An 18,284-nucleotide genomic window follows, 5' to 3' on the forward strand; every position below is an offset into this window, starting at 1 on the left:
TTTTCGTAGTAAAACCCCATGGCATGAACCATAGGGGATGATTTGCGCGTAAATCAGCTTACTTCTTATTTGCAGCGTACCATTCGTTAGCAGCTTTGGTCATATCATCGCCGCCATCAGCTTTCCATTGCGCAAGGAACTTGTCATAGTTCTCCAGAGGCTCTGCTCCTGTTATGTACTTTAAGAACGTATCTTCCATCAGCTTCTGCAGCTTTAGACTGTTTTTACCGATGGCTTCAAGCGGCGGTGCAAAAGCAAGCGGATCAACCACGGTATTCCCTTTGGCGGCTTCCTGATTCTTGTTGAATGCCTCCGTCAGAATCGGATCTTTCCGTACGCGTGCCTGCCAGTATATCGGGTAATTCTTCTCATCTACACCGGTTAGGAACGAAGACGCGTTGTTGTATTGGTCATTGAAGATCGGAAGAATCGGGAAATAATTGCCGTTTTCAACTTTATGATGGACGCCTTCTTTCCCGATACTTGCTTCCTTATGAATCTCTTTGTCGAGTTTTAAATCCAAATATTTGATGATGTCCTCTTTCTTCTCAGCCCACTTCGGAATACCGACATAATAATTGATTCCTGCGCTTGCCATGACTTGGACCTTCCCATCATCGCCTTTCAAATAAGGCAGGCTGGCAACTTTCGCATTTGGCGTATTTTTCACCAGCGCAGTTTGCACAATCGGCGCATTGAAGTAGCCATTTGAAATGATTGCGGTTTTACCGCTCGTAAAGTTTTCAATCACTTTGTTCGGCTGATTCAGCGACCATTCCTGATCGATTAATTTCTCGCTGTAAAGCTTCTTCATGAAAGCCAAATACGTCTTCATGTTCGGATTCTCGACGGCATTAACCAACTTGCCGCTAACATCCTGCCAACCTGTTGTTAAGGTGGATTGCACCATCGTCAAACCAAATGTCGGCATGATCTCCGGAAGAAGCGGGCTTTTCCCACCGGACAAAGCCATCACGTTCTTCTTCTCTTTAATTGTCTTCATCACCATGTACAATTCATCGCGTGTCGTCGGCGCTTTAAGTCCAAGCTCATCCATCCAGTCTTGGCGGACAATCAGTGACGAGCTCACAACTGTCCCTGATCCGGTCTGCGGAATACCGTAGATTTTACCGTTCAGTTTTGCCCCGTTCCAGGAGTTTTGGGAAATGACACTTTTCATATTCGTTCCGTACTTGTTCACCAACTCGTCGATGGGCTCAAGCGCTCCGGAAGACGCCAGCTTGGAATACTGTAGTCCTGTAAGCAGCATGAAGGCATATTGCTCCTTGTTGGCCATTAGCAAATTTAATTTGTCATCCGGGTTCTCAACAGGCAGCATATCATACGTTACTTTATAACCGGTTTTTTCGTTCAAAAACTTCGCCACAACCTCAGTATTCGGGTCAAAACGCCCATACTGCAGAAGTGCTTTGAATTCCGGTTTCTGCGCATTTACAGCTGCTGATGCTGTTGCTGCCGTAGTCGCGGATGGCGAGCTAGAGCTTCCTGTAGTTTGAGTGCTTCCACCGCAAGCCGATAATGCCGCTGTTAACGTTGTAATGGATAATACGGTTAAACATTTTTTTAACATACATAAACCTCCCTTTTCATTCGTGATCATGGGATCATGCCAATGCCTACCTTCAAGGAACCTGAACCAAGCTGATAACTCCCGCGACCACCACCTTTCATACGCACAGCTGGTATTCTCACCCTTTAACAGATCCTACCAGAACGCCTTTCACAAAATATTTCTGGAGGAAAGGATACACGACGATAATCGGCAGTGTGGCAAGAATAATCGAAGCGGCTTGGATGGATTGCGGTGAAACATTGAGGGAAGCATCGACATTCGTTCTAAGAAACACATCTGTCGAAGTGACGAACAGCTCTTTCAAGTAAAGCTGCAAAGGCTTCAGATTGGCCGAATTGATGTAAATTAACGAAGTGAAGTAATCATTCCAGAACGTTACGGCATAGAACAGTCCGATCGTGGCTAACACAGGAAGCGACAGCGGCAAAATAATACGCAGCAGGATGCGGATATTGCTTGCTCCATCGATCTTGGCTGATTCTTCCAGGCTATCGGGCAAGCTTTCGAAGTAACTTTTGATAATCAGCATGTTGTACACGTTAATCATAAAAGGCAGAAATAAGACGGGCAGCTTGTCGATCAGATGAAGCTTGTGCATGAGCAAGTAAGTCGGTATCAATCCCCCGCTGAACAGCATGGTGAACAGATACATGAGGATAAAAATCTTGCGTCCCCGCAGTCTCGGCTTTGATAAGGGATACGCGGCAAGTGTTGTCATGATTAATGCCAGAATTGATCCTACGAATGTCACCGTAACGGAAACTAAGAAAGCATTCAGGAACAAGGAATTGCTTGCCACATATTTGTACGTTCCCACTTGGAAATCAATCGGATACAAAGATACCATGCCGGATACGACAGCTGCTTCCCCGCTGAGCGACTTGGCGATTAGATTAATAAAGGGAAAGATTGTAGACAGTCCAAGCAGAATAAAGAATGCATAATTGATTACGTGAAAAAGTTTCTCACTGGATGAGGTCCGAAGACCGCCCGTTTTCTTCCTGCTTGCTGTTTTCACAACGTTGTTCACTTGCATGCGTGTTCCTCCTTCTTTCCGCGATTACCAGATGCCTCGTCCAAAAAACTTCCGCGACAGGCTGTTCCCCGAAATGATCAAAATAAACGCGACCACCGATTCGAAGACGCCCACTGCCGTTGAAAAGCTGTAATCCTGTTCGCCAAGACCGATTCGGTAAACATAGGTGCCAATAACGTCGGCGACATTGTAAACACTTGGATTGTACATGACAAGCACTTGCTCCGTGCCTGCCTCCAGCACATAACCAAGCCGTAGAATAAACATGAGCAGAATGATTGGCAGCAGACCTGGCAGTGTGATATGTATGATTTGCTTCCATCTATTTGCACCATCCATTTTGGCGGATTCATATAATCCGGGATCGATACCTGCCAAAGCGGCCAAATAGATGATTGTATTCCAACCAAGATCCTTCCAACCTGCTGAAGCTACAAGCACAGAACGAAATATATGGCTGTCCAGAAAAAAGCGAATGGGCTCGCCGCCTAGTGCGACAATCATTTTGTTAACAATCCCGCCATTCGTTGACAGCAGATCAATGAACAAGCCACTGACAATAACCCACGATAAGAAATGGGGGAGGTAGATCACCGTTTGTACGCTTCGCTTAAAAGCTATATGTTTCAGTTCATTCAACAAGATCGCGATGATGATAGGCAGCGGGAATAGAAAAACAATTTTATACACAGATATAAGCAGCGTATTCTGAAATACTTGCAAAAAACTGGCGGATGATATCAATTTCTCGAAATGTTTCCAGCCTACCCACGGACTTGCCGACATTCCCTCGAAAATATTGAAATCCTTAAAAGCGATAATAATGCCATACATGGGGGTGTACTTGAACAACAGCAGAAAAGCGATGCCTGGAATGAGAGCCAGATACAAGTCCCAATCCTTCCGAATATCAATCCATAATTGCCGTGTGTAACTCTTTTTCACGTTTTTTTTCGCACTTCTAACACTTTTCTCTGTCATGGTCGGTTCTCTCATGGTGACTCCTCCCTCTTGCCTATTCATCTTAGATTTAGTGTATCATCCGTCCATTTAATGCGAATTAGAGTAATATTACTTGTTTTGGTACTTTGATAACTTCTCGGAGCAATCGCGTATAATTAACCCTTCCTTTCAACGCAAAAAAGCCTTCCCTAGGATCTGGAAGGTCATTTGCTCGTTTCTTATGCAGTTAATTACGTACTTCGCCAGGCGTCACACCCCAAAATTTGCGAAATACTCTTGTAAAATAACTTACGTCCCTGTAGCCAACTGCTGCTGCTGCATCATACACCCGAACACCTTCTTGCAAGGTGGCCTTGGCTCTCTCCATTTTCCGTTCCAGTACATACGTCGAAAAGGCTTTGCCTGTTTCCTGCTTAAATAATCGGCTGAGGTAGGAGGAGTTGACATACAGCCTGTCTGCAACAGCATGCAGCGTCATTTCCTGGTCGATTTCGTTCTCAACAAGACTCAGGATAGTTTTAATTATGCTATGACTTGTTGATTTCCTTCGCTGATTGGCGTAGTTTAAATAGGCTTTAATCATTCGCTGCAGCCATAATAAAATTTGTTCCTTTGTTGTCAATTCTCTATGATTCACAAAGTACATATAATCGTCGCCTGCCACTTCCTGAACCGACCAGCCCTGTTTCTGTATGATTCGCACAAAAAGACTGGCAAAATACAAGATGTGCTCTTGCATGTCCCCGAACGTTAGCAGCTTCGCCACTGCGCCTTCCCAAATGGCTGTCATCATTTCGCTGGCTTTGTCGCCTTCCCCTGTCTCCAGAGCAATCTCCAGCGCTTTCTCCAGATTCGGTTCCAACATCAAAGCCAATTCTCTTCCTTGCTCTTCCCGATAAGGAATTGCCAAGTCATGACCAAGTACAATTCGGTTCTGCAGCGCGCGAACAGCTTGTACATAAAGCTTATTCATATCTTCACCGCCGCCTATTGCCCCGCTGATCCCCGCACTTGCTGTCAGTCTAAGGCATCTGTGAACAGTAAACAGCAGCTTTTCAGTAATCGTATTGATTTTTTGCAGAACGATGTTGACCTCTTGATTGCCGGGCACTTGAAACACAACGACAGAACAGCCTGCATAATCCGTAGATACCCAGCATCGTTCAGACTGCAGAAATTCCTTCACTATGCTGCTGAGCGAAAATTGCAGCAGAGGGGTGTCCTTTTTGCTAAAACGTTGTTCAGCCTCTGAGATAGGATCCATATCAACCACGACAACTGCGTACTTGTCATCCATCGTTAACTCAAGCTGCAGGGCCTTGCTTTTGTACTCAATTTCCCACGCTTCAAATTTCCCATTCAGCCATCCCTGCATGAAGTCATTAATTAAAAATGGCAGATGGAGCTTCCATTTCTCTTTCAGCTCATCTTGATTATGGCGCTGTTCAAGCTCTTTTTTTAACCTTTCGGCGGCTTCCAGCACGGTCATCAAAATCTCTTCTTCACCAGCCGGTTTCAGCAAATATTTCAGAACTCCGAGTTCCAGGGCCTCTTGTGCGTATGCAAAGTCATCATGGCCGCTTAACACGATAATTTTCAACAAAGGGTCCGTTTGCCTTAGTTTTCTGGCTAATGTCAGCCCATCCATTTCCGGCATCTGCAAATCCAATAACACAATTTCAGGCTTTTTACGCTCAATCAACCGCAAGGCCTCTGTTCCATTCCCAGCTTGCCCGACCACCTCAATGCCATGTTGGTCCCAAGGAATGTTATTGACAAGCGCATGCCGGAGCCGTATTTCATCCTCGACAATTAATAAATGAATCGTGATCACCTCGTGGCTGCAATTTGTTTCACATGCATTCGCTCCAGGCGGTCTTTTCTCCTGCTTCTAGTCTATTTGTTTAATTCTCGCATAGATGAGAAGCTCGCGAATGGTCGATAGTGTATTTATCAACTGTTTCCGAACAATCGAGCGCATCTCAGCTTCGTCGTTAACCATGCTCAGCCAGTCCACAAGTGCTGCTGCCCTTGCTTCGGGCTCGCTGATTTCCTCCTGCGGTAGCTGGACTCGCAAATTATGCAGGAGGCTCTCCATGTTGTCTCTGAGATCCCTGCCCATTTGGATAGCTAAAGCTCCACGTGGCATGTAGATATGTTCGATATCATCCATTGTCGACTGCAAGAGCGCTTGAACAGCTTTGCGCGGTGACAATCCAGTGGATATGGCCGGGTTTCTCCATGGGCCTGTTCGCAACGCACGTATGGTTTCCTCCGTTGCTTGACCAAAAGCAAAAATAATTGTCCCTTGATCCTGATCAGATGCAGCGAATATTTGCTCTACCGTATCCTGAGCATCCAGTCCAATGTACATGGGATAGACGCCGCTGTATATCAGGTTGCCTGATGCCAGCTCAGCCTTATGCCTCAAAACTGATTCTCGCACCTCGATGCAAGTTCGATGATAAGCCTGCGGAATGACCACATCCACATAGTGCGACCAATGACCGATCTTCTCTGACTCAGTTCCCGGCTCCGGCGTTGCGGATACAATTAGCTGAGGACGAATCGACTTCAATTCGTTGTATAACTCAGCTACAAATTCATCTTCGATTTTCTCCACCCTATCAGACCAAGCTTCCCAGTGTGCTGGCTGCATCTCCGTACGAATCTGCGCAGCTTCAGGGAATCGTATGAAATCCAAATTAACGCCGACAACGTCATAACGTGAGACTATTTCTTTGATAATATCCCGTAAATAGTGCCGAGCATGTGCATTCGTAATGTCCAGCCAATAATACCCTGTGCCTTGCTCTGGCTGTGGTACGTCCAGCGCATTCAGTTCCTTCGAAAATGCCGACCATTCCGGATAAACGCGGAGGACTGGCCCTCCAGTCGGATCGACACCGACCATGAAGCCGTCTAACCAAGCATGCACAGCTATTCCGCGTTTGCTTGATTCCTTCACAAAAGCCTCCAAGGGGTCCCACCCCCGGAATGCAGGATGCTGCTCCTCAATCCCTTGAGCTGATGCAGCTTGACTCGGATAGATGGTGTATCCCCAGAACCAGGCTTCTACATATAATTCATTCAAACCGGCAGCCTGCATCCGATCTAGGGTATGGCACACCTCCTCATCACTTTTCTCCGTAGGGCGATACCAGGTGCCTCTAGCTTCCGCAACGCGGCTTGGCTGCGCAAGACAATAAGCGTCCAAAGCCGCAATAGATGCCAATTTGGCAGTACTCATGCCTGTGGAAATATCCGATTTCTCTAAGGCAACCGCCGCCTCAAATAGTTGACTAGCTTTCTGGATATGCTCCCGCGCTAGATCAAATTGAGCATGCATAAACAGATCCCAATTAGATTGAATTGCTTTTTGTGCAGCCGCAATCTTTGTTTTCACTTGCTCCAGAAGCCGGCTCATTTCTTGCTCGATCATAACAATCCCCCTCTCCGTTCTTTTGGTAAAAAAATAGCATGCCTGCCATCGACATCATAGGGGAAAATAGATACTTTCTTTGGTATTTTGATAGCTAAAACATAACATCGTAATAAAACACTTGAAATGCGTATCACATTACATTGAGTTAGCGCTTAGTCCGGCCTAGTATTAAGGAATTAATGGAATCAATAGCATTATTTAACTCTTAAGGAGGTGATCATTCTTTCGAACCGTCTTCGCAATAATGAAATAAATCCAACTGAAATGAGGAGGAAACCATGTTACATGCAAAACGAGTCTTGAACTCGAAGCAGGCAGCCAAATGGTGTTGTGCGCTTATTCTTATTATGACCCTGCTTCCGCTTTATGCCGGTTATTCATCGGCAGCTACGAACTTGACAGCAGGCAAAGCCGTGACATCCAGCAGCTCTAACCAAACCTATGGGGCAGGCAACACGAATGACGGGAATCAAGCCAGCTATTGGGAAAGCGCCAATAATGCTTTTCCTCAGTGGCTTCGTGTTGATTTAGGCACGGCAGCGACCATTAATCAAGTTGTTTTGAAACTTCCCACTGGTTGGGGAACACGCAACCAAACATTGGCTGTATTGGGAAGCTCAGATGATGTAACGTATACGACGATAAAAGCTTCACAAACGTATACCTTTGATGTGAACACTTCCAATACCGTAACCATTACGTTTACGAATACGAGTGCGCGTTATGTGAAGCTGAACTTCACTGCCAATTCCGTTTGGCCTGCGGCGCAAATTTCCGAGTTTGAGGTTTATGGCGACGCTGGTCCTCCTAGCCCTACGCCAACCCCTTCATCATCACCGGACCCTGGTACGGGTACCACATATCAAGCCGAGAATGCCACATTAAGCGGCAGTGCGGCAATTACGACCAACCATACCGGCTATCTGGGTACTGGTTTTGTTGAGGGCTACTGGACGCAAGGAGCATCAACTTCCTTTAACGTCAATGCCTCCTCCGCTGGCTGGAAGGATGTTGCTCTCCGGTTTAGCAATGGATTTGCGGCTTCCAGCATTTCCTTGTATGTAAATGGAACCAAGATAACACAAAGCGCTCTGCCTACAACCAACGACTGGAACACTTGGGCAATCAAAACAGAAACTGTATATCTAAATGCCGGTGTGAACACCATTGCCTATAAATATGATGCCGGAGATGGAGCCAATATCAATTTGGATCAAATCACAGTCAATCCATCTTCAGCCCAGAAACCGGACTTAACGGTTTCTAACCTGACTTGGACGCCCAGCGGAATCCTAACGGAAGGCGCTAATGTCACATTTAGTGCTGAAATTACCAATTCGGGTACGGGTGCCAGTCCAAATACAGCCCACAAAGTTTCATTTCGCATGAATGGCAATGAAATCGCAACGGGCTCTGCAATGACCAGCCTTGGCCTAAATGCGAAAACAACGATTACAGCTTCAACACCATGGTCATCCACCTCGGGTACCTATACTGTAGCTGCCATCATTGACCCTGACAACACGATCAGTGAATGGAATGAAAACAACAATTCTTCCTCCAAATCCATTACGATTGCACCACTCCCAGGCCCGGATCTTATCGTGCAGAGCGTTAATTGGTCGCCTAGCAATCCGCAGCCAGGTAATTCCGTGAGCTTCACTGTCGTCGTGAAGAATCAAGGCATTGATCCTGCGAATGGCGCCGTAGCTGCGCGTGTCGTCGTCGGCTCAACAACATTAAACGGTTCACTTGCCGGCGGTCTGGCGGCTGGAGCCGTTGGAAGCATCAGTGTATCCGGGACTTGGACGGCTGTGAATGGCTCCACTTCGGTTGTCGCTACCGTTGATCCAGCGAATACAATTGCCGAAGTGAAGGAAACGAATAACACGCTAACGACAACCATTGGCGTCTCCACCGCTGGTCCTGCTCTGCCTTATGCAGAAGTGCAAGCGGAGGATGCTCTCACGAATGGGACGATCATTGGCCCGGATCGTTCGTATCCAAGCTTGGCCGGAGAAGCTTCCGGACGCAAAGCCGTTACACTAAGCGCACAAGGGCAATATGTCGAATTTACGGTTCCGCAAAATGCAAATTCAATCGTCATGCGCTACAGTATTCCCGACAATGCTGCCGGGACAGGGATTACCGCTCCTCTCGCCTTATACATCAATGGAGTGAAACAAACGGATTTAACACTCACCTCCAAATATGGCTGGATCTATGGCGGTTATCCGTTCAACAATAACCCGGTCGATGTTCGTCCACATCATTTCTATGACGAAGTGAACCGCTTAGTCAACCAAATGACGCCAGGGACAAAAGTCAAAGTACAGGTAGATCCGGGCAATAACGCAGGTGCCTATACCATTGACCTCATGGATTTCGAACAGGTTGCGCCCGCCGCAACTCAGCCTGCCGGCTCTTTATCGTTAACCTCAGATTTCGGTGCCGATCCGACTGGTGTTATTGATGCGACTGCGGCTACGCAAAATGCGGTGAACACCGCTTCTGCGCAGGGAAAAGTATTATGGGTTCCGCCTGGCACCTACACCATCAATACACAAATCCTCGTCAATAATGTCACGATGAAAGGGGCGGGCATCTGGTATTCCAAATTCCATTTCATCACGTCTACAGGCAATAATGAAGGCTTTTATGGCAACTATGCACCAAATCCAAGCACGAACGTGCATCTTTCCGATTTCGCTATCTTCGGAGAAGTCATGACACGAATTGATAATGATCAAATTAATGGCATTGGCGGGGCGTTAACGAATTCAACCCTCAGCAATCTTTGGATCGAACATACCAAATGCGGCATGTGGCTCGATGGACCGTTCGATAATCTGAAAATTACAGGCGTTCGCATTCGCAATCAGAATGCAGATGGCATTAACTTCCACAAAGGGGTTACGAACTCATCCGTGACACAGTCCTTTTTCCGCAACACCGGCGATGACGGATTAGCGATGTGGAGTGATTCCAGTGGAAACTCCATCCCCGATTCGAACAATGCCTTCACGTTCAATCGCGTGGAATTGCCCGTTCTTGCCAATGGCATTGCGCTTTATGGCGGAACTAACAACGATGTTACAGATAACTATGTAGCGGATCAACAAGCTGAAGGCGGCGGCATTCATGTGGGCAACCGTTTCTCCCCGGTCACGCCGGTCAGCGGTGTCATTAATATTTCCCGCAACACCATTATTCGCAGCGGTTCCAAAGATTACTACAATGGCTGGAACTTCGGAACAGGCGCGCTCTGGTTCTTTGCTTTGGATCAGCCTTTAACAGCAACCATCCATGTTGATGACAACAAAATCATTGACAGCAACTATGAAGCGATTCACTTTATTGGCTCCACAATCAGCAATATCACCTTCAACCGCGACCAAATTATCGGAGCAGGAACCTATGCGATCGAAAACCGCGCGAACGGAGGATCTGTCACCTTCAACAATGTCACGGCTACAGGACTTGGAAGAGGCAGCTACTTTGGCAGCGCGAATGGTTTCACTATTATTCAAGGACCCGGTAATACAGGCTGGAGCGCAACTCCTGTACTCATCGATCCGTATCCTTCAGCAGTTTATTCGCCAATTGTATATCCTTAAAGATCACTAAAGGGGCAATCCTCAAGTAGATAAAATTTGAGGATTGCCCCTTATTCAAACTCAGGATGGCTGGATGAAAGATACACAAATGGTTTTTTTCTTCTCATTGGAATTCGTCCAATGAAATCAGCCGTCAAAGGGCTTATTGCAAGCTTTCACTGGAATTAATCCAATGAAACCAGCTTGCCACAGAGCTCCAGCCTTAGAATCTCTCCACCAGCTGCCTATCAGCTACAAGGCGACTGTCACACGCCCTTCAGTTGGATCGCTCTCTCCAAAATAATCGTGTCATAGAGATGCCCCTGTGTCCTTAGCGTATCCAGCGTCCAGTCCTCAGATAAATCAGCCTCCAGCGGAAAATTGAATAACGATTTCAGCCCATTTCCGTATCTGATCAAAATTTTAGCTTGATGATGCGCCGCATGCTTAAGTTCTTCCAGTATCTCCAGCTTATTCTCAACAAGCGAAGCAATGATGAAATGCGTAGCCTCACGCGCAACAGCTAATTCGCTTATCCTTTTATGAGAGAACGCAACACGGGAACCAAGACCAGACATCGCCGCCGTATGGCGCCCAAGCTCCACAGCCTCCAAATCAATATCCAGACAGATGACTTCTGCTCCTGATTCTTGGGCAATCGTTAGCGCGGATAAAGGCAAAGCACCAGACCCAATAAACACAACCTTTGACTGTTCAGTGACTTGCATACACGTTACATCCGCTCGGACTGAATGAGACAGTTTTTGCATATACTCGCTTATTTGAGTTTCCTCATTATGTATGCGCCTTGACTGATATTTTTCCAAATCGCAAAGAGCTTTCACAGCTGTCGTTCTGAGCATCCGCGATTGTTCCTGCACATTCGGTTCATGGTTCCATAAAGACCATTGCCGCACATTTTCTATGCTGGTTATAAAATCACACAGACGATCTAATTTATCCTTTAAAATTTCGAAGCAATTGCTGCATGCCTCCAATCGAGAAGCCGAATGTTTAATATCTTCATTCATCCGATGTAACGCGTATGCGAACTCATCACTTCCTCGCACTTTGCACCTCCTTAAAACTGTCGGTACTTATGCATATCAATAATTTCCTTCGAAAAGTACAGCTGCACGCACTTATAAATAAAAAAAAGGCGGAGCAGGAAGCATCCTGTCCACCATTTTTATTCATATTTCAGAGCTTCTTTCACTGCCTCATGCGGTTAGAAGGAACCTTCAATGATGCTTTCTTGCAATACTCTGCGGCCATTCGGCTGCTCTCGCTCTTGGAACTCAGCTGACAACGTTTCACGCACCCCGCGATAGCCAAGCGCAATCACAGCATGCAGCTCATAATCAGCTGGCACCTGAAGCACCTCGCGTGCTTTGTCCTTCTCATATCCACCGACAGCACGTGTTGCCAGCCCTAACAAATGCGCCTGAAACGCAATCGAAGCCCAGGCTGCGCCCGCATCGAAAGCATGCGCGCCATTCAGCTCTCCATCTTGGCGAAGCTTGTGAGAAAGGATAAGCACTAATACAGGCGCATGAACGGTCCATAATTGATTATTCGGTTTGATAAACGTTTGAAACTTTTGCTTTTGCTCCTCGGTTTTGGCAACAATAAAGCGCCATGGCTGAAGATTGCTGCTCGATGGTGCCCAACGTGCTGCTTCGAGAATCGTGTATAAGGTTTCATTCGTTACCTCTTTCGCTTCAAAAGCGCGAGAAGACCAACGATTCAGAAAAACAGGATGTACCGGATATTCCGCCTTGCGCTGCGCTTCGACCTCCGGCGTAATCACCGCTTGATAGCCCGTTTGAGTAGTTGTCATGTGTATGCAATCCTTTCGTTACAGAAAGTAACTTCGTCTTATTTTAAAATCCACTGATTCAAATCGAAATCCTTTTCGGCCAATTTTTCATCCACCAGAAATTTCTTCGTACCCTCTAGCAGCTTAATGCCGTCATCGGTAAAATTAACATCTTTGATCGTTGCGATAGGAGTTACTTTCTTATTTAGCTCCGGTGTAAAGCCGTTGAGCTGGGATAGAAATTGGTAATATTCATCTGGCTTGGCTTGCAAATCCTTAAGAGCCTTCAGCCTGGCTTCATTCCATACCTTTTGAAAATCAGGAAACTTCTTCAGATACTCTTCCGACACCACCGTAATACTAGTGCCAATTAAATTAGGATGCTTCGTGGCTTCATCAATCAATGGGTACCCTTGATCAATTTGCTTTAAGGCGAAAATCGCGCTGTTCGTCATTGCATCCACTTCTCCCCGTGAGAGAGCAGCTTCACCATCAGGACGAAGCATATGGATAAATTTCACATCGGGAATGTTCTGTTCCTTCACCAATCCTGCGATATAACGATGCATGAAAGAGCCCTTCTGAATGGCGACGGTCTTCCCTTTCAGATCGGCGAGGGTTTGGGGACCTCCTTTTTTCCCGATCAAATAGCCGACACTATCTGTCGCCCCTTGCGTAATAGCTCTCGTTTTAGCTCCTGTGGAGCGGGCTAGCAGCGCTGGGGTGTCTCCCAAGCTGCCGAAATCCAGCCTGCCGCTAATCAACGACTCACTTTGGTCAGGTCCGTTCGGGAAAGCCACGAGCTTAACTTCGGTGATCCCGTATTTCTTCAGCTCATCCTGAATAATCCCTTTGTAGAAGCCCCATCCTTCTGCACCGCCTGGAAAATTAAGCTTGTTAGTCCCGATGTAGCCATAATTCAGAACACTTGGCGGTTGCGCTTTGGCACTTCCGCTGCTTGCTGTCGCACTGGCATCCGCAGGCTTGGCACCTCCATCTGATTTGCCGCAAGCCGCTAAGGAAGCCATCATAGCACCAGCAAGCAGGATCACATTTAATTTGTGGAACAGTCCCCTTTTTCTTTGATTCACATTCGATCTCATTTTGACTTAATCTCCTCTCAGGTTAACGCCGTCCATTTATCCAATGGCGGTTCTCTTTGCTAGTTCGTATAGATAAGGATGCTGGGCAACTGGCTTGCGGCCAGGGCCCCATCCGACTTTTTCCCGATAGCCGCCAAATAATCCATGTTCATCTAGCTGCTCTTCACTCACGAGTGTTGGCCCCTCTGCATCAGCTGCCACATACAGGGCATCAGCAGGGCAGTACAGCTCACACATGAAGCAAGTTTGGCAATCACTTTGGCGTGCAATGACGGGAATGCCGTTGTCGCCTTTATCAAATACATTCGTAGGGCACACAGAAACACAGATATTGCATTCAATGCATTTGGATTCGCTCACCAGCTCAATCATTGGGGAACAGCCTCCTTCGTCTCTTCCGCTTTATGAACCCATACTTGGTCAAGCCCCCCGCTGATCAAGCGGTATCCTTGCGTGCTGTCCAAGTCCGGGAAATCCTCTCGCTTATGCATCCCTCTTGTTTCCGTTCGCACTTGAGCCGTGTTATACATCCAACGTGCCGTTGCCGTCATGGCAGTTGCCTCTCTGTGCCTAACCCCCTCTAGATCCAACGTAGCTTCACGCTCCCGAAGATCGTGCCACAAGCCATCCAGCCGATTCAGCGAGCCTTCAAGACCTTTCTGTGTTCGGAACAAATTCCGGTCATACGGCATGACCTCTTCCTGAACAGCTCGAATCGCTTCACTCGACTTCGCCTTGTCGCTGCCTGTGCTGCTTTTCGTAAAAGTCGTTGTAGATACGCTTTTCAATTGACGACGAGCCGCTTTATCTCCAAGCTCACGTGCGAATTGGGAAGCTCCTTCTCCTGCAAATGAGCCCGATGACATCGCCCAAGCTGCATTATGGCTGCCTCCGCCTGTGAATCCTCCACAGATGAGCTCACGCGTAGCCGCATCTCCTGCCGCATATAGGCCAGGCACAATGGTCGAGCACTTCTCGTCAATGACACGAATGCCGCCGGTTCCGCGAACCGTACCTTCCAAGCGAAGGGTAACCGGAAACTTATCTTTAAATGGATCAATGCCAAGCCGATCGAACGGCAGGAAAAAGTTCGTTTGATTTACACGCAGCAATGGACGAATGTCCTCAGGCGCTTGATCCAAGCTTGCATAGACTTGGCGTCCTTGCAGCAAGTTGCGGGCAATGATGGAACGTCCGCGCTGTGAACCGGCTCCCTCAACGATCGTGCCATCTTCGTAATAGAAGGAAGCGTAACGATAGTAAGCTGTTTTGGTAACCGAGGAAAACGTTGGACAAATGGCATAAGCATTCGAGAATTCCATCCCCGAGAAATCCGCCCCAGCTTCAGCAGCTAATAAATAACCATCCCCGGTCAGCACGTTAGTTCCTAAAGCTTTGCTCAGAAAAGCGCAGCCGCCAGTCGCAATAACGACAGCTCCGGCATGTACGGTCCAGGTTTGGCCGCTTTGAGTTCTTATGCCAGTGGCTCCGCCAACCCCGTGCTCATCAGCCAGCAATTCAAGAACCGGACTGTGGTCCAGAATCTGAACGCCCGCTTTTTGAACCACTTTACGCATAAGCTTCATATACTCAGGTCCTTGCAAGCCGCGTTTATAGGGATCACCGATATCGTCCTTGGGAAACGGATATCCCAATGTACCCAGCTTGTTCATATTCTCATACGTACGATCCAATACCCGATTCATCCAAGGGACTTCCGCCAGCTTGCCGCCCAGCAAATAACGGCTTTGCCTCGCTTCTTCACGCAGCTTCTCATCCGGCTTAATATACCAAACGCCTGTACCTGATGGCGCCGTTGCTCCACTAGTTCCACAGTAGCCTTTATCAACCAGAATAACTTTAGAGCCGTTCGTTGACGCCGTTAAAGCTGCCCAAGTTCCCGCAGGGCCCCCTCCAATGACTAGAACGTCTGCCGATAACCGCAATTCTTGATCCTCCCACAACTTTGCCATCCTCATTGCCTCCCCATATCTTCATTGAAGCCGTTTGAAATCCTGTGCATGTTCCATCATGCTCCCTTAATGAAACAAAAAAGAGGCATCCCTTTATGAAAGGAACGCCTCCGTTTGTACGGTTGGCCGATTGGTTATGCCATTCGTTGAATCATCTATAAACCAAGTTGTTTACTAAGATTAAGACCATAGTAGCACTCCCATTTATATTCGTCAACTATGTTTTATTAGTTTGTTTCGTTCAATATCCCCACTAAATATCGCATTTATTTCCATTTTTAGATTGTATTATATATAGGTGCACTATATAATTAACCCAATATGAAACCAACCTTTGGAGTGAATCGAATGCACAAATCGGATACTTTAGACCAGCTTGCCGCTTCGCTTTTGGCGGTTAATCGTTACCTGCGGTATACAACCTTCGGCCTTGAGAGCCGAACGATTACCCGTGTTCAATGGCTGCTGCTTCGCCATCTCTCCACGGAAGAGAACCAGACAGTCGGACAACTAGCGATTAAGCTCGATGTACAGCAAAGCACGATGTCCCAAATGCTTGATCGCTTGGAGAAAGCGGGGCTCGTTGTACGCCGAACGAGTGAAAGCGATACACGCGTCAAAACCGTTATTTTGACAGAAGCTGGCTATGACGTCATTAAACAGACGGAACAAGCATGGAAAGATAAATTAGCCGAACCTTTCGAGCAGTTCAGCCCGGCTGAGAAGCTGATGCTTGTGGAGCTTTTAGATAGACTCGTTAACAAGCTGCCTGCCAGAGACACCCCTACATAACATAAGACACATAATTGATATTAAAGTCACCGACGCTGCGGTAAAATGAGATCGATGAATGGCGTGGTATCCAGCTCAGCTAACGTCGTTCGGCCTTTGCCCCAGCCTATCGTTTCTCTCCAACTGCCTAGCAGATTCGCTTCCACGAGTTCCTCCTCTTGCGGAGAAACGTCGAGCGGATCGGCGAATGGCGCTACATAGAGCGCATCAACCGGACAGTAGGCTTCACAAATAAAGCAAGTCTGGCAATCCTCCTGTCTAGCAATGCTAGGAATCCCATCCTCTCCTTTGTCAAAAACATTCGTTGGGCACACCTTCACACACAATGTGCAGCCAACGCATCTTTCGGCGCTTACGAATTCAATCATTGGACAACAACCTCCTGTGTCGATGGTTTTTCTTTCCGAACTCGAATCTCATCAATACCTGATACAATGAGCCGGACCTGCTGCTTGGGGTCAGTCTCCGGATATTCTTGGAACATATGCAAGCCACGCGTCTCTTTTCGCTCTAGAGCTGCCGTATACATCCATCTCGCCGTCGCGATCATCGCCGCGACTTCACGCGAGCGAACGCGGCCCTGTACCGTTGGCGTCACAGCTCCTTGTACGCTCGCCCACAGCCCGTTCAATCGCTCCAGCGATTGACGGAGCACGGGCTCGCTGCGGAAATAATTAATGTCCAGCGGAAACACCTCTTGCTGGACAGCTTTCACGAGCGCCGCCGCATCAAGCACGCTGCCAGTCGGCGGCTCTTCTTGGACCAGGCCGTATCGGCCGGCCGGTCGCAGATCTCTTTCTCCTGCGCTGCGGTTCTGTGCCAGCGCATGCTTCGCAGCGCCGGCACCCGACCACGTGCCGGAGGAAATGGCCCAGGAGGCGTTGAAGGCGCCTCCCCCTGATTTGGCACCCGTGACTCGCTCACGGGTAGCGGCATCGCCGGCGGCATAAAGACCTGGCACGGTGGAAGCGCAGCTTTCATCCGTTAGGCGAATGCCGCCCGTGCCCCTCACCGTCCCCTCATAGCGAAGCGTGAGCGGGAAACGCTCTTTGAAGGGATCGATGCCAGCGCGATCCAGAGGCAGGAAGAAAATCGCATGGGATTTTCGCAAAATCTGCTGCTTTTCTTCTGTATCCGCATGATTTAGCACCGCATATACTGGCCCTTTGCTCAGCATACTCGGCAAGAAATCGCCTGCTCTGGGCCCGCCGGCTTGCAGGACAGTCCCATCTTCCGATGTATAGGTAGCCCAATTCAACAACCGGCCGCGTGTCACCGTACCGAAAGCTGTGCTTGGTGCATATTGCCTAGTAAACTCCATCCCGGACAGCTCCGCCCCCAGCTCGCTCGCCATTAAGAGTCCCTCGCCAGTCAGGACATTGCAGCCTAACCCTTTGCTTAGAAAAGCGCAGCCTCCTGTTGCAATGACAACCGCATTGGCGCGGACTTCCCATTCGGTATCGTCTAGCCGCGATATTCCCCGCGCCCCTCCAACCCCATGCTCATCTACCAGCAATTCCAAAGCCGGCGATTGATCTAGAATTTTCACGCCTGCACGACTCACTTGCTTGCGCATAAGCTTCATATACTCCGGCCCTTGCAAATGATCGCGCAGCGGAACGCCATTCTCATCTCTGCGAAATGGATAACCCCAATTTTCCACCAAAACCAAGCTTTCATAAACTTGATCCAAAACCCGGTGAATCCACTCAGGTTCAGCCAAATATCCGCTTTCCTTGTAGCGCTGCTGCACCGCTTTCTCTCGCAGCACGGGATCTGGAGGAAGATACAGAAGATTCGTGCCGCCTGGTGCGGTCGCTCCGCTTGATCCCAGATATCCTTTGTCAACCAAGATGACTTTTGCGTTTTGTTTGGCTGCGCTCCAGGCGGCCCATGCGCCTGCCGGTCCACCGCCAATAACCAGAACATCAGCTTCCCATTTTGTATGCTGGGCTTTCCCCAT

Annotated in this window: 14 protein-coding genes; 2 read left to right on the forward strand and 12 right to left on the reverse strand. The window is 48.0% G+C overall.

Translation table 11 applies throughout. The annotated features are described in order from the left end of the window. Window positions 1-58: 58 nt before the first annotated feature. The 5 genes from HQN90_RS15845 to HQN90_RS15865 form a co-directional block, all read right to left on the reverse strand. Window positions 59-1,591: a type 2 periplasmic-binding domain-containing protein gene (locus HQN90_RS15845; RefSeq protein ID WP_173220344.1), complete on the reverse strand. Its 1,533-nt coding sequence runs from the start codon at window positions 1,589-1,591 to the stop codon at window positions 59-61. Window positions 1,592-1,709: 118 nt separating this feature from the next. Further along, window positions 1,710-2,630 (reverse strand): carbohydrate ABC transporter permease, encoded by a 921-nt coding sequence (locus tag HQN90_RS15850; RefSeq protein ID WP_173220346.1) that lies wholly within the window; start codon window positions 2,628-2,630, stop codon window positions 1,710-1,712. Between the two features lie 24 nt (window positions 2,631-2,654). After that, window positions 2,655-3,611, reverse strand: a complete 957-nt coding sequence (locus HQN90_RS15855) for an ABC transporter permease (protein ID WP_173220580.1) — start codon at window positions 3,609-3,611, stop codon at window positions 2,655-2,657. Window positions 3,612-3,819: 208 nt separating this feature from the next. Further along, entirely contained in the window at window positions 3,820-5,418 is a 1,599-nt protein-coding gene (locus HQN90_RS15860) for a response regulator (RefSeq protein WP_173220582.1), read from the reverse strand. Between the two features lie 66 nt (window positions 5,419-5,484). Next, window positions 5,485-7,035 (reverse strand): glycoside hydrolase family 10-like protein, encoded by a 1,551-nt coding sequence (locus tag HQN90_RS15865; RefSeq protein ID WP_173220348.1) that lies wholly within the window; start codon window positions 7,033-7,035, stop codon window positions 5,485-5,487. A 281-nt stretch (window positions 7,036-7,316) separates the two neighbouring features. On the opposite strand from HQN90_RS15865, the gene HQN90_RS15870 reads away from it, so the two are divergent. Beyond that, window positions 7,317-10,655: a CARDB domain-containing protein gene (locus tag HQN90_RS15870; RefSeq protein ID WP_173220350.1), complete on the forward strand. Its 3,339-nt coding sequence runs from the start codon at window positions 7,317-7,319 to the stop codon at window positions 10,653-10,655. Window positions 10,656-10,900: 245 nt separating this feature from the next. Here HQN90_RS15870 and HQN90_RS39625 read toward each other — a convergent pair whose 3' ends face one another. The 5 genes from HQN90_RS39625 to HQN90_RS15895 form a co-directional block, all read right to left on the reverse strand. Continuing rightward, a complete protein-coding gene (locus HQN90_RS39625; protein WP_173220352.1) occupies window positions 10,901-11,704 on the reverse strand; it encodes a nicotianamine synthase family protein in 804 nt (267 codons plus the stop codon). Window positions 11,705-11,862: 158 nt separating this feature from the next. Then, entirely contained in the window at window positions 11,863-12,474 is a 612-nt protein-coding gene (locus HQN90_RS15880; protein WP_173220354.1) for a nitroreductase family protein, read from the reverse strand. A 38-nt stretch (window positions 12,475-12,512) separates the two neighbouring features. Continuing rightward, complete coding sequence (locus HQN90_RS15885) at window positions 12,513-13,556, reverse strand: ABC transporter substrate-binding protein (RefSeq protein WP_246362473.1); 1,044 nt, start codon at window positions 13,554-13,556, stop codon at window positions 12,513-12,515. 36 nt (window positions 13,557-13,592) lie between these two features. Next, window positions 13,593-13,928: a 4Fe-4S dicluster domain-containing protein gene (locus HQN90_RS15890; protein ID WP_079413057.1), complete on the reverse strand. Its 336-nt coding sequence runs from the start codon at window positions 13,926-13,928 to the stop codon at window positions 13,593-13,595. Then, window positions 13,925-15,529, reverse strand: coding sequence for an FAD-dependent oxidoreductase (locus tag HQN90_RS15895; protein WP_173220356.1), 1,605 nt, complete (start codon window positions 15,527-15,529; stop codon window positions 13,925-13,927). The genes HQN90_RS15890 and HQN90_RS15895 overlap by 4 nt, the downstream gene beginning before the upstream one ends. A 348-nt stretch (window positions 15,530-15,877) precedes the next feature. Here HQN90_RS15895 and HQN90_RS15900 point away from each other — a divergent pair, with 348 nt between their 5' ends. Next, window positions 15,878-16,321: a MarR family winged helix-turn-helix transcriptional regulator gene (locus HQN90_RS15900; RefSeq protein WP_173220358.1), complete on the forward strand. Its 444-nt coding sequence runs from the start codon at window positions 15,878-15,880 to the stop codon at window positions 16,319-16,321. A gap of 26 nt (window positions 16,322-16,347) precedes the next feature. Here HQN90_RS15900 and HQN90_RS15905 read toward each other — a convergent pair whose 3' ends face one another. Then, window positions 16,348-16,689 (reverse strand): 4Fe-4S dicluster domain-containing protein, encoded by a 342-nt coding sequence (locus HQN90_RS15905; RefSeq protein WP_173220360.1) that lies wholly within the window; start codon window positions 16,687-16,689, stop codon window positions 16,348-16,350. Continuing rightward, on the reverse strand, window positions 16,686-18,284 hold the full coding sequence (locus HQN90_RS15910) for an FAD-dependent oxidoreductase (protein WP_173220362.1): 1,599 nt from the start codon (window positions 18,282-18,284) through the stop codon (window positions 16,686-16,688). Before HQN90_RS15910 ends, HQN90_RS15905 begins: the two co-directional genes overlap by 4 nt.

It is taken from the genome of Paenibacillus alba (assembly GCF_013204855.1).
Classification (GTDB): Bacteria; Bacillota; Bacilli; order Paenibacillales; family NBRC-103111; genus Paenibacillus_E; species Paenibacillus_E alba.

Excerpts from the sequence above, each read along its gene's own strand:
- HQN90_RS15910 (WP_173220362.1), bottom strand. The coding sequence starts at position 18,284 with ATGGGGAAAGCCCAGCATACAAAATGGGAAGCTGATGTTCTGGTTATT.
- HQN90_RS15870 (WP_173220350.1), top strand. The coding sequence starts at position 7,317 with ATGTTACATGCAAAACGAGTCTTGAACTCGAAGCAGGCAGCCAAATGG.
- HQN90_RS15855 (WP_173220580.1), bottom strand. The coding sequence starts at position 3,611 with ATGACAGAGAAAAGTGTTAGAAGTGCGAAAAAAAACGTGAAAAAGAGT.
- HQN90_RS15845 (WP_173220344.1), bottom strand. The coding sequence starts at position 1,591 with ATGTTAAAAAAATGTTTAACCGTATTATCCATTACAACGTTAACAGCG.
- HQN90_RS15850 (WP_173220346.1), bottom strand. The coding sequence starts at position 2,630 with ATGCAAGTGAACAACGTTGTGAAAACAGCAAGCAGGAAGAAAACGGGC.
- HQN90_RS15885 (WP_246362473.1), bottom strand. The coding sequence starts at position 13,556 with ATGAGATCGAATGTGAATCAAAGAAAAAGGGGACTGTTCCACAAATTA.
- HQN90_RS15890 (WP_079413057.1), bottom strand. The coding sequence starts at position 13,928 with ATGATTGAGCTGGTGAGCGAATCCAAATGCATTGAATGCAATATCTGT.
- HQN90_RS15865 (WP_173220348.1), bottom strand. The coding sequence starts at position 7,035 with ATGATCGAGCAAGAAATGAGCCGGCTTCTGGAGCAAGTGAAAACAAAG.
- HQN90_RS15900 (WP_173220358.1), top strand. The coding sequence starts at position 15,878 with ATGCACAAATCGGATACTTTAGACCAGCTTGCCGCTTCGCTTTTGGCG.
- HQN90_RS15880 (WP_173220354.1), bottom strand. The coding sequence starts at position 12,474 with ATGACAACTACTCAAACGGGCTATCAAGCGGTGATTACGCCGGAGGTC.
- HQN90_RS15905 (WP_173220360.1), bottom strand. The coding sequence starts at position 16,689 with ATGATTGAATTCGTAAGCGCCGAAAGATGCGTTGGCTGCACATTGTGT.
- HQN90_RS15895 (WP_173220356.1), bottom strand. The coding sequence starts at position 15,529 with ATGGCAAAGTTGTGGGAGGATCAAGAATTGCGGTTATCGGCAGACGTT.